We start from the raw sequence: 12,022 nt of genomic DNA, 5'->3' as shown, positions 1-12,022 counted from the left end.
AAAAGACGACCTAGGTGTTTACTCCTACACCGGCGAAGGCCAGACGGGCCACATGACGCTGTCCAAAGGAAATCTTGCGATTCTGAACCATGCACGTGAGGGGCGAGCTCTTCATCTATTTGAATCACTGGGAAAAGGAAAAGGGCACCGCTATCTTGATGAGTTCTGCTGTGCAAGTTTTCAGTGGGACGAAGGCCTCGATAAACACGGCGATAAGAGGAGAATCATTGTGTTCCGCTTAGTCCCCGTCAGTGTGAATCTGCAGGATGAGGTCATGCCTGATGTAGTTGATGAAGAGCTGGACCTTATGAATTTGTCGCTCTCCGCCGCAAGGAAAACGGCGTTCGAGGCTTCCAAAACCCCAGAAGGGGGCCAAAATCTTGTGTTAAAAACCGTTCATGCTCGAAGTAAAAAAGTAAAACGCTACGTGTTACTGCGAGCAGATGGGACCTGTGAGAGCTGCGGAAAACCTGCCCCCTTCTACAAAATCGACGGCGCTCCATACCTTGAGCCCCACCATATAAATCGACTTTCTGACGGGGGATTGGATCATCCCAACTTCGTGGGCGGAGTGTGCCCGACCTGCCATCGTGAGATTCATTACGGGAAAGATGGCAGCAAGAAAAATGAAGAACTCCGTGTTGCGATAATGACGAAAGAAAATGCCTTAGCCAAATCCCTGCAAGAAGATAAAAGACCGAAAAAATCCGCAGTGCCAACGCAGATATAAGTGAATGCTCTATCGGTGTGAGCAATCCCGCCGATACACCGTTATCCGCAACACCGCATCGCGAGCAAGCTCACTCCTACAGAGTCGTGCAGCGCTCACCGAATTGTCTCCCTGTATGGACTAAAGAAAAGACCAAGGACATGGCCAAGAAAACCTCCCTCTTCGAAGACCTGTTTCACATCGCCAGCAAACTACCCTGGTGGATCAGCGCGCTCATTGCGGTCAGCTCCGGCGTTTATCTGCATTCCGTAGCAACCGCGCCGATGCCCGTCTACTCTGATCCTCAACATTTGCAGTCGGTGCTTTTCAGCACCGTCTGGCGCACGTTCGCGACGTTCGGCCAGTATTTGGTGCCGCTAATTTTCGCCGGAGGCGCCATAGCGTCGATCATCCAACGCCGACGCCCCCGCAAGCTTTTCGACTCCGCCACCACCACCAAAGGCAACCCTCTGCTGAGCATCACCTGGCACGAGTTCGAAATACTGGTGGGCGAAGCCTTGCGTCGTCGCGGCTACTCAGTACGAGAAACAGGCCAAAACGGCCCGGACGGCGGGATCGATCTGATCGCGCGCAAGGACGGCGAGACGTACGTGGTGCAGTGCAAACAATGGCGCTCGGTGCAGGTCGGTGTGCCGGTGGTGCGGGAGTTGTATGGCGCGATGGCGGCTGAAGGTGCTGTCGGTGGGTTCGTGGTGACCAGTGGGACGTTTACCAAACCAGCGAGGGATTTTGCGGCGGGGCGCAACGTGCAACTGGTCGACGGATCGGTGCTGAAGCAGTGGATCGCTGAGGCGAAGAAGCCCGGTCCACGGCCGACGGTCGAGGTGGTGCCAGAGCGTGTCGAGCCAGCAATCGTTAAGCCCGAGGTGGTCGTTACGCCAAGTACCGCTCCAGCTCCGATTCCCGTTCAAGCGCCCGCTCCAACCGCGACGCCACCCGTCACACGTGAAGCCGAGCCTGAGCCTGCTGCCCTGCCCCCAGCGCCTCTATGCCCGCACTGCCGCAAAACCATGGTGATACGTGTCGCGAGAACCGGTGCCAACGCTGGCGGGAATTTCTGGGGTTGTGTGGCTTATCCGAAATGCCGCGGGATCCGGCCGATTTTCGCGCCGATGACGGTGAAGTAACGCCGCAAGATCAGATGAGCACGTCAGCCAACCCATGACGTGCTTCGCACCAACAAGCCCCCCGCGCAAACACTCTGACGGCGTTATGAGATGGCGGTGGGTCAGCGACGAATCAGGTGCTGACACGACTCTCGCGGGCAAGCGCGCTCCTACAGTGGATGTGTGCTTGGCAGGGACTAGCTTGCAGCCCTCATACAAAGCGCCGTGCCGCGAAGCACCACGAAGGCCTGAAAGTTCCCGCCCAAGCCCCCTTCCCCACATAACATTTTCGCTAACAAATAGTTACCCGGGTTTCATTTGCCCCCGCCGTCCATCGTTCCTAAAGTGGCTTCACCCCATCGAACCCGCCCAGCGCGGAAACGGTGAACCCACACACCCAAGCCGGAGAACGTCAAACGCCTGATCAGCTTTTAGCATTTTGTTTCTGTCGTTCGCTGCGTCGTTGCTCCCGACGTGGTGCCTCCAAGCTCCAAACTTCAGCCGCTCCCCAGCGGCTTTTTTTGCTCAGCATTTGCTGAATCCGCCCTGCCATCTGCGCCATATCAGCGACCGGTCGGGCATGAAGCCGACCCCAAGCACCCACACGCAAAACATCACCCAGCAGTCGCGCCACATCCACCATATCCAGCGCGCCCATCCCTTGCCGCGTGATGAATTGCGTCCCCAGCCGCAACGCCTGATGTCCAGCACGAGAAGGATCAACACAAGTCCCAATGAGAATGCCCTGAGCCTGCAACGCGTGCATCACGGCCCGCGGGTCAGCATCCAGTGACAGCGGCAGCAAGAGTTGATGGGTGTGCACTTCCCCGTCATTAGCCCCGATGACAGGCAACCCGGCATCGACCAGCGCGCGATGCAGCGCCGCGCTGTTGCTGACAATGCGGGCGGCATAGTCACGGCCATTGGCTTGGGCTTCAGTGAGGGTGACCGCCAAGGACGGCAGCCGGCCCGCGTCGTAGTTAGCAAGCAGCCGGGTATCGAGCACCTCGCGCAAAGCGATCGCGTCTTCCGGGTCGCGGCCGAGCACCAGCCCTTGCGGGCGGCCGGGCAGGGTTTTGTAGGTGGAACTGCTGATGAGGTCGACGCCGGCGTCAAACGGGTTGGGGTACGTGCCGCCAGCGATCAGGCCCAGCACGTGGGAGGCGTCGAACAGTGTTTTGGCGCCGACCGCGCGGGCTGCGCTGACCACCGGGGCGATGTCGTCGGCCTTGATCATGATGCTGCGTCCGAGCACGACGAGCCTGGGGCGGGTTCGGGTGATCATCTCTGCTGCGCGCGCTGCGTCCAGCTGGCAGTTGCGGCGGTCGAACGGTAGGTCTTCAACGATGAGACCTGCCAATTCAGGGGTACCCCCTCGGCGTTGGCTCAGGTGCCCGCCGTGCTCGGCGGCGGGTGCCAGCACCTTGTCGCCCGGTCGGCAGTAGGCGTGAAAGATGGCCAGGTTGGCCAAGGTGCAGCTGGCCAGGCGGACTTCGGCCCATGCCGCGCCGAACAGGGACATGGCCGCCTGGCTGGCGAAGGTTTCAAGCTCGCTGACCAGTTCGGTGTCCGGCTGTTCTTTGTAACCGGTCGGGCCCATCGCCGGGTAGGCGCTGAACGCGGGATTGTAGGCGGCCATGGCGCGTGCGCTGGGGAGGTTGGCGCCGGCATAGAGCATCAGGCGCTGGGTTTCCAGTTGGGGCAATCGGTCGGCACAAGCGGCCAGCAAGGCATCGAGATCACGGGGCATGGTCGGCAGCCTCCTTAATGACGCATCAACAATCAGTCAACGACGAATGGAATCCGGGTGCTCGGATTCATCCCTGACCAGCAGCATCAGGGCATCACGTTTTTCCAGCAGGTGGTGGCGCAGGATGCTGCTCAGGCGCTTGCCGTCCCGGGCTTGCAGGGCCTCGATCATTTCTTCGTGGTCGTGCAGCGCGCGATCCCATTTCGGGGCCTGATGATTGGAGAGAAAGCGTAAGGCGTGGATGCGCCGGTTCAGCGACAGGTAGACCTGACGCAGCGCCGAGTTGCGCGCGGCCAGGTTGATCAGGTCGTGGATGGCGCGGTTGCGCTGGTAGTAACCCGGCAGGTCGTTCTGGTTTTTGCTGACGACCATGGCGTAGTGCAGCGCTTTGATGTCGTCGATTTCCTGGGCAGTGATGCGCTCACAGGCCAGCTCCCCGGCGAAGGCTTCGATGCCGCTCATCAATTCGAAGGTTTCGCGAATCTCCAGCTCCGACATGCGGGCGACGCTGGCGCCACGGTTCGGGTTGATTTCGATCAGCCCTTCTACGGCCAACACCTTTAACGCCTCGCGCAACGGCGTGCGGGAGATGCCGAGGGTTTCGCACAGCTCGCGTTCGTTGAGCTTGGTGCCTGGGGCAAGCACGCCTTCGGTGATAAAGCCGCGCAGGTGATCGATGACGATGTCATGGAGGCGCTGGCGTTCGACCTTGGGAATTAGTCGCGCGGGCGGTTGCTGGCCCGTTTGGTCGGATAGTTCGTCAAAATTTTGCATACAAAATCCTTATCGGACCCGCTCTGGCATCGAGTCCTTATTCGAAAATGCTCCAGTTCGCTGGGAAGATTAGCGTAATTAAGCCGTTTGACACAGCATCACCCTGTGCTAGGTTAATTTTGAATTCAAAATACAAAATTACAAAAAAACCAGGAGACACCGATGCTGAAGCTCGATTTCCACCCTGCCGGTCGCCACTTCCTTCAGATTCCGGGGCCTAGCCCGGTGCCGGATCGCATCCTGCGCGCGATGAGTTACCCCACCATTGACCACCGCGGCCCGGAGTTCGGCGCGCTGGGGCTCAAGGTGCTGGAAGGCATCAAGCAGATCTTCAAGACCGTGCATCCGGTGGTGATTTATCCGGCGTCGGGCACGGGTGCCTGGGAAGCGGCGCTGTGCAACACGCTGAGTTCGGGCGACGAAGTGTTGATGTTCGAGACCGGCCATTTCGCAACACTGTGGCGGAAGATGGCGCTGAGCCTCGGCCTCAAGCCGCAGTTCATCGGCCGCCCCGGCCTTGAAGGCTGGCGCGGTGGCGTCGATGCGCAAATGATCGAAGACCACCTGCGCGCTGACGGCGGGCATCGCATCAAGGCCGTCTGCGTCGTGCACAACGAGACCAGCACCGGCGTGACCTCGGACATCGCTTCCGTGCGCAAAGCCATTGATGCGGCGGGCCACCCTGCCCTGCTGCTGGTAGACACCATCTCTGGCCTGGCCTCTGCCGATTATCGTCATGACGAATGGGGCGTGGACGTGACTGTCTCCGGCTCGCAGAAGGGCCTCATGTTGCCGCCGGGCATCAGCTTCAACGCCCTGTCGCCGAAAGCCATCGAAGCCAGCAAAAGCGCCGGTTTGCCCCGCAGTTTCTGGGCGTGGGACGAGATCATCGAGATGAACAAGACCGGTTACTGGCCCTACACGCCGAACACCAACTTGCTCTACGGCTTGTCCGAAGCGCTGGACATGATCCTCGGCGAAGGATTGGACAACGTGTTCATCCGTCACAACCGTCTGGCGAAAGCCTGCCGCACTGCCGTGACCGCGTGGGGCCTGGAAATCCAGTGCGCCGACCCGAGCGTTTACAGCCCCGTGCTCACCGGCGTGATGACGCCTGAAGGCATCGACGCCGACCAGGTGCGCAAGACCATTTACGAGCGCTTCGACATGTCCCTCGGCACCGGCCTGGGCAAGATGAAAGGCCGCATGTTCCGCATCGGCCACTTGGGCGACTGCAACGACCTGATGCTGATGGCCACCCTCACCGGCTGCGAAATGGGTCTGCAGATGGCCGGCGTAAAACTTCAGTCCAGCGGCGTGCTGGCCGCCATGGATTACCTGGGAGGGCAATCGGTACCGCTGCGACGCGACTAATGCCACACCCCGCTGCGGCACGCCCGCAGCGTTTTTGACGCATCTCACTATCCCGAATCATCGCGTTGTCAGCGAACACAATAAGAAACTGGAGATAGCACATGAAGTTTTTACGTCTGCGCCCCACCACGGTGGTGCTGTTCATGCTGTGCGCCATGTATTTCATTACGTACCTGGACCGCGTCAATGTCAGCACCGCCGCGGTCGGTTTCGGTAAAGAATTCAATCTGACCAAGACCGAGATCGGCATCGTCTTCTCGGCCTTCGCGTACCCCTACCTGATCTTTCAAATCATCGGCGGTTGGGTCAGCGACCGATTCGGCGCCAAGCGAACGCTGGTGGTGTGCGGGCTGATCTGGGCCAGCGCCACGGTGCTGACCGGGCTGGCCGGCGGCTTCGTTTCGCTGATCGTCGCGCGGATCCTCCTCGGCCTCGGTGAAGGCGCGACCTTCCCGGCAGCCACGGCGGCAATGTCCCGCTGGATCCCCAAGGAAAAACGCGGCTTCGCCCAGGGCATCACCCACGCCTTCGCCCGCCTCGGCAACGCATTGGCGCCGGCAGCGATGATCGCGGTGATGGCCACCTACGGCTGGCGCGAATCGTTTTACGTCTGCGCAGCCACCAGCTTCGTCTGGGTCATCCTGTGGATGGTGGTGTTCACCGAGCACCCGAAAGACCACCCGCGCATCTCGAAACAGGAACTGGACACCCTGCCGCCGCCGAAAGTGAAGTCCAGCGTCGTCCTGCCGTGGGGTCGCCTGTTCAAGCGCATGGCGCCGGTCACGATCGTTTACTTCTGCTACGGCTGGACGCTGTGGCTGCTGCTCAGCTGGGTGCCGATGTACTTCATGAACATGGGCCTGGACTTGAAGGGCACGGCGATTTTCGCTTCCACCGTTTTCTTCGGTGGAGTGGTCGGCGACACCCTGGGCGGCATCGTCAGCGACCGTATTTATGCGCGCACCAAGGATCTGAACAAGGCGCGCAGCCTGATGGTTGCCGTGTGCCTGGGCCTGACGCTGTTGTCGCTGGTGCCGCTGATGTTCACCAAAGATATGCACATTTCCCTGGCCTGCCTGGCGATCGGGTTTTTCTTCTCCGAGATGACCATCGGCCCGATGTGGGCAATTCCGATGGACATCGCGCCGGACCATTGCGGCACCGCGAGCGGCATGATGAACACCGGATCGGCCATGGCTGCCATCGTCAGCCCGGTGGCCGCCGGTCTGTTGATCGACAAGTTTGGCAACTGGCAGCTGCCATTTCTGGTCAGCATTATTCTGCTGGCGATTGGCGTCGTGCTGTCGTTCCGCATGAAGCCGCAGAACAAGTTTGAGTACGGCACACCTGCTGCGCCGCTGGCCCCGAGTGTTGAACCCGCGCCGGTGATCAGTAAATAAAGCGACAACGGAAGCCGCCTTCGGGCGGCGTTCTCACGCGAGCAACCTGAATGGAGGACCCTTCTTGGACACTGACACCCAACCCTCGCGCCTGGCGCAGCTGATCGTCGATGCCCAGAACAAACATGACCTGTTGGGCGAGCTGAATTTCGAGCTGAACCCGCCTGACCGCGACGCGGCCTACCTCACGCAACAGAAAATCCTGCGCTTGCGTGGCGTTGAAGCAGGCGGCTGGAAGATCGGTTCGAAGTCTGCGGACGGGCCTATTCAAGGCTCTCCCCTGCCCCGCGACTGCCTGTTCCCGTCCACCGGCACGCTAGACCGCAGCGTCTACCCGCCGGTGGGTCTGGAGCTGGAAATCGCCTTCCGTTTCAACCGCACCTTCAGCCCGCGGGATGAGGCGTACAGCGACGACGAGGTTATGGCCGGCATCGGCGAAATGGCGGCGTCCATTGAGGTGGTGTCCAGCCGGTTTGCGGCGTGGCCGAAGATCGAGCCGCTGACGCAACTGGCCGATCTGCTTAACCACGGCGCACTAGTGGTGGGTGATTTCGTACCCTACGAAGGGTCGTTTCCCTTTGTTGCACCGACGCTGACCTTCACGGTAAATGGCGAGAGCATCGTGCCTTCCAAAGTCGCCAATCCCGCAAGCGATCCGCGACGGTTGCTGCCGTGGCTGGTCAACCATCACACCCTCAACGGTCTGCCATTGCCTGCGGACTTCGTGATCACCACGGGCTCTTACACCGGCATGCACTTCGCCCAGGGCATGTCTGAGGTGCTGGCACAGATCGACGGGTTGCCGCCGGTTTCCCTCACTCTGTCCTGACGCAGGGCTTTAGTGTCATAAAGAAACCCGCCGATTTGGCGGGTTCTTTTTGTCCCTGGGGTTTAATCAGGACGGCGGACGTAGGACCGGTAAACCGGCTGCCAGAAGTCTTTCTCGATGGCCGCTGACAATTCTTCTTCCGATTGCGGTGGGGCCACACTGTCGCGCTGGGCCGCCATGCCGACAGCAAAGGCGATGCGCTTGCTGACCGACTGAACATCCCGCAACGGCGGCAGCATCTGCCCTGCCGCTGCGCATCCAGCCAGTGCCTGGGCCGACGCCATCAGCATGCCGTCGGTGACGCGGGTGGCTTTACTCGCGATGGCGCCGAGGCCAATGCCGGGGAAGATGTAGGAGTTATTGCACTGTGCGATGGGAAAGGTTTTGCCCAGCACCTCAATGGGTAGAAACGGACTGCCCGTCGCCACCAGCGCCTGCCCGTCGGTCCATTGCAGAATGTCCTTGGGGTGCGCTTCGATCTGTGAGGTCGGGTTGGACAGCGGCATGATGATCGGCTGCGGACAATGGCTGTGCATGGTCTCGACAATCTGCTGGGTGAACAGTCCTGCCTTCCCTGACACGCCAATCAGCACCGTGGGTTTGGCGTTGCTGACCACCTCAAGCAGCGAAGGCCAGTGGGCGCTGAAATCCCAGTCGTTGAGTGAGTCGCTGGAGTGGGCGAGGCGCTGTTGGAAATCGTAGAGGCCCGGCTGGCGATCGGTCAGCAACCCTTTGCTGTTGAGCAGATACACCTGGCTGCGCGCCTGGTCTTCGGACAAACCTTCGAGCTGCATGGCGGCGATGATCTGCTCGGCGATCCCACAACCCGCTGACCCGGCGCCCACGAACGCGACGGTCTGATCGGACAAGCGCTGGCCCTTCATCTTGCAGGCGGCCAGCAAGGTGCCGACGGTGACAGCGGCCGTGCCCTGAATGTCATCGTTGAAGCAGCAGAGTTGATCGCGAAAGCGCGCCAGCAACGGCATGGCATTGGTCAGTGCGAAGTCTTCGAACTGCAGAATGGCTTCCGGCCAGCGGCGCTGGACGCCTTCGACGAATGCCTGCACGAACGCATCATATTCAGCGCCGCGAACACGCTCCTGGCCACGGCCGAAATACAGCGGATCCGCCAGCAGCGCCGGGTTGTTGGTGCCCACGTCGAGCACCACCGGCAGCGTGTAGGCCGGGCTGATGCCACCGCACGCCGTGTACAGCGACAACTTGCCGATGGGAATGCCCATGCCGCCGACGCCCTGATCGCCGAGGCCGAGAATGCGCTCGCAATCACTGACGACGATGACTTTGACGTTGTCTTTGGTGACGTTGTTGAGGATCTCGTCGATGCGGTCCTTGTCAGCGATGCTGATGAACAGGCCGCGATGGCTGCGGTAGATGCGGGAAAATTCCTGGCAGACCTTGCCGACGGTGGGGGTGTAGATGATCGGCAGCATCTCGTCGAGATGGTCGTCGACGACGCGGTAGAACAGTGTCTCGTTGGAGTCCTGAATCGAGCGCAGGAGGATGTGTTTGTCCAGATCGGTCGCGCAGGCCTGGTACTGGTGATAGGCGCGGCTAGCCTGTTGTTCGATGGTTTCGACGCGTTCGGGAAGCAGTCCCTGCAGGGCCAGGGCTTCACGCTCATCGAGGCTAAACGCCGTGCCTTTGTTGAGAAGTGGAGTGCCCAACAACGTGGGCCCGGCGAAAGGGACTTGCAAGGCGCGATCAGTGGCATGGGTCATGTCTGTCTCCTGTGCTTATTGTATTTTGAATTCAATGTACACCTTTGGCCTGGAAAGCCAACCGTGAAAGGTGCGCACAATCCTTCGGACATGCGTGTGGCCTAGTGGGACCGGCTTTCGCCGGGAAGGCGTCAGGGGTCACGCTGCGAATCTTGTGTTGTGCATACCGGCCTCTTCCCGGCTGAAGCCAGTCCTACAGATACACCGCGTACACCAAAGGAATTGGACATGCCGCATACCCTGTGGGACTGGCTTTAGCCGGGAAGGCGTCGGGTGTCTCGCTGAAAATCTTGTGTTGTGTATACCGGCCGCTTCCCGGCTGAAGCCGGTCCCACAATGTACCGCGTGTATCCAGCCGGACCGGCATCTGCGAGTCCTAAACACACCATCATCCTCACGACTATCACCCTGCCATCACCCTCAGGCAAAATGCCGGACCTATGTAGGAATCATCCCCAGGAGTGGTCGGAATGCGCTTGTTCAGTTTAAGAACCCTGCTGGTCTGCACCGCCTTGGCCTCATGCCTGGGCATGGCCGGCGCGCAGGCCGCGACCAAAGCCAAGCACGCGCCGAAACCTGCTGTACAGAAAGTCGCGATGCTCGGCGGCAAATTCGCGTTCACCCTGCCGAAGGACTACGTCAAAGGCCCGATGGAAGAGATCGACGCCAAGGCCAGGGCGGCAGGCGTGACGGGCTCGCTGTACATGAACAAGCCCGCCAAGCGCGTGGTGATCATCACCGAGACGCCGCTGCCCAATGACCAGAAGGTCGGCGCCAACGACAAGCCAACCCTCGACGGTATCATCGCCGACACGCTGCAACAGCAGCAGTCCAGCTACAAGGACTTCAAGAAGCTGGGTGAGAAGAAGATCGTACGAAAAGGCCTCGGCATGCGTCAGCTGGATATCTCAGGCAGCGTAGACGGCGGCCGGGTGTTGAGCACGACGATTACTGCGGCCTACGGCAAACGCACGGCGATGGTGAACGTGATTTCCCTGGCGAAGGATGCCAAGGCCCACGCCGAGGTGGTGAAGGGTGTGACCGGCGGGAAGTGAGGGTTGCTGCTTTTCTGGCAGCGACTGCAGCCGGAAAAGCAGCGATGTCAGATCATCAATCGATCACGAAGGCCTCATCATTCCGGGAGCGTCAGTTTAGTCCCGCCCGGATGCGCTTTGATGACGCTGTAAGGCAACACCGACCATTCGGGACTTTCACACGCGCGCATCACCCGGGCGAAAGACGGTCCGAAAACGATGCCTTTTTCGGTGAAGTACCACGACGGAAACTCCCAGACCGATGGGTCCGTGTAGTCGCAGTCGTCTTCGGTGGCAGGCTTCACCATGTCTGCAGGGTGCGCCGCTTTTAGCTGGCCAACGAGCCACGGGGCGAAGGCTTTGCCGCGGTAGTCGGAATACGTGTCGAAACTCGTGCCGCCTTCTTCATCACGTTCGTAATGAAACGGCGCGCCCTTGCCGACCCACATCACATCTTCCAGCGTTAAGGCCTTCCCCGTGCTGGCATCCAGATTGAGCGGTGAGTCGCCGAAGTCCGGGTGCGCGCCGCCACAATCGTATTCGGTGAAGACGCTGAGGCTCACGATGCCCGGCGTCAGCACGCGCGGCGTGACCGTCTGGGCAAAATCACCGCCATTGCGACTGGCATTGAGCATGCACTGGTTGTAGGTGACAACCTCCTGCCACAAGCGCGCGCGCAGCTGCTGATTGATACGTGCGGCCTGCTCCGGCGTGTAACCCGACGTGATTTCAAACATCGAGACGCCCGATTCCGGCTCGACCCACCATTGCAGCGCGTGCCCCATGAACGTGGCTTTTTTATCCGCCTTGAGCGTCAGATGCGTGAGTCGCAGGTAGTCATACGCCGACTGTTTGTAGATGTCCTGCCAACCCGGTTCGGCGGAAGCATCCGGCGCGTTGATGGCCTGTTCGGCCAATTGCACCTTGTAGGACTTGCCCTTGCTGCTCCAGTCCCCGGTCCAGCTCGCATCCGGATTTTTATGAAGGACGAGCTTCGGCAACTTGGCTTCGTCGTCGTAGCTCAGGCCTTCAGTGAGCGTCAGATCGTTACCCTTGGAGGTGCCGGAAAGCGGCAGGTCCTTGTGGTACTTCTCATAGAAATACCGGCCCGACACGTCCTCAGCGCTGGTGAGATCCAACTCGACGACGATGGGCGCTTTGCCCAAGGTGCCTGTCAGCACATGGACCGCGTTATCGGCGTGCAGGGTGAAGGGCGCGATCAGCGCGGCGAGGCAGGTGATACGCAGAACATAGAGAGAAACAGGCATCAGACGTCCCTTGTGATG

Annotated in this window: 10 protein-coding genes; 6 read left to right on the top strand and 4 right to left on the bottom strand. The window is 60.3% G+C overall.

What is annotated here, in order from left to right; all coding sequences use genetic code 11:
* Positions 1-52: 52 nt before the first annotated feature.
* The gene (locus JN403_RS11200; RefSeq protein WP_205487002.1) at positions 53-730 is read left to right on the top strand and encodes an HNH endonuclease signature motif containing protein; all 678 of its coding nucleotides are present in this window, start codon (positions 53-55) and stop codon (positions 728-730) included.
* A gap of 140 nt (positions 731-870) precedes the next feature.
* A complete protein-coding gene (locus JN403_RS11195; protein ID WP_205487001.1) occupies positions 871-1,857 on the top strand; it encodes a restriction endonuclease in 987 nt (328 codons plus the stop codon).
* 403 nt (positions 1,858-2,260) lie between these two features.
* Here the strand turns inward: JN403_RS11195 and JN403_RS11190 are convergent, their stop codons facing one another.
* Positions 2,261-3,586 (bottom strand): glycine hydroxymethyltransferase, encoded by a 1,326-nt coding sequence (locus tag JN403_RS11190; RefSeq protein ID WP_205487000.1) that lies wholly within the window; start codon positions 3,584-3,586, stop codon positions 2,261-2,263.
* Positions 3,587-3,622: 36 nt separating this feature from the next.
* Positions 3,623-4,360: a GntR family transcriptional regulator gene (locus JN403_RS11185; RefSeq protein ID WP_205486999.1), complete on the bottom strand. Its 738-nt coding sequence runs from the start codon at positions 4,358-4,360 to the stop codon at positions 3,623-3,625.
* 162 nt (positions 4,361-4,522) lie between these two features.
* On the opposite strand from JN403_RS11185, the gene JN403_RS11180 reads away from it, so the two are divergent.
* The 3 genes from JN403_RS11180 to JN403_RS11170 all read left to right on the top strand — a co-directional run bounded on the left by JN403_RS11180 (position 4,523) and on the right by JN403_RS11170 (position 7,963).
* A complete protein-coding gene (locus JN403_RS11180) occupies positions 4,523-5,734 on the top strand; it encodes an aminotransferase class V-fold PLP-dependent enzyme (RefSeq protein WP_205486998.1) in 1,212 nt (403 codons plus the stop codon).
* A 101-nt stretch (positions 5,735-5,835) separates the two neighbouring features.
* Positions 5,836-7,134 (top strand): MFS transporter, encoded by a 1,299-nt coding sequence (locus tag JN403_RS11175; protein ID WP_205486997.1) that lies wholly within the window; start codon positions 5,836-5,838, stop codon positions 7,132-7,134.
* A 64-nt stretch (positions 7,135-7,198) separates the two neighbouring features.
* Positions 7,199-7,963, top strand: a complete 765-nt coding sequence (locus tag JN403_RS11170) for a 2-keto-4-pentenoate hydratase (protein WP_205486996.1) — start codon at positions 7,199-7,201, stop codon at positions 7,961-7,963.
* Between the two features lie 62 nt (positions 7,964-8,025).
* Here JN403_RS11170 and JN403_RS11165 read toward each other — a convergent pair whose 3' ends face one another.
* Positions 8,026-9,702, bottom strand: a complete 1,677-nt coding sequence (locus tag JN403_RS11165) for an NAD-dependent malic enzyme (protein ID WP_205486995.1) — start codon at positions 9,700-9,702, stop codon at positions 8,026-8,028.
* Between the two features lie 470 nt (positions 9,703-10,172).
* Here JN403_RS11165 and JN403_RS11160 point away from each other — a divergent pair, with 470 nt between their 5' ends.
* Positions 10,173-10,757 carry a polyribonucleotide nucleotidyltransferase gene (locus tag JN403_RS11160; protein ID WP_205486994.1) on the top strand — a complete coding sequence of 195 codons (585 nt, stop codon included), beginning with the start codon at positions 10,173-10,175 and terminating at the stop codon, positions 10,755-10,757.
* Between the two features lie 77 nt (positions 10,758-10,834).
* Here the strand turns inward: JN403_RS11160 and JN403_RS11155 are convergent, their stop codons facing one another.
* Complete coding sequence (locus tag JN403_RS11155) at positions 10,835-12,004, bottom strand: DUF3298 domain-containing protein (protein ID WP_205486993.1); 1,170 nt, start codon at positions 12,002-12,004, stop codon at positions 10,835-10,837.
* Positions 12,005-12,022 lie beyond the last annotated feature (18 nt).

The organism is Pseudomonas sp. 15A4 (genome assembly GCF_016925575.1).
Classification (GTDB): domain Bacteria; phylum Pseudomonadota; class Gammaproteobacteria; order Pseudomonadales; family Pseudomonadaceae; genus Aquipseudomonas.
The sequence above is the reverse complement of the archived record's forward strand: the minus strand, read 5'-3'. Positions and strand labels throughout refer to the sequence as shown.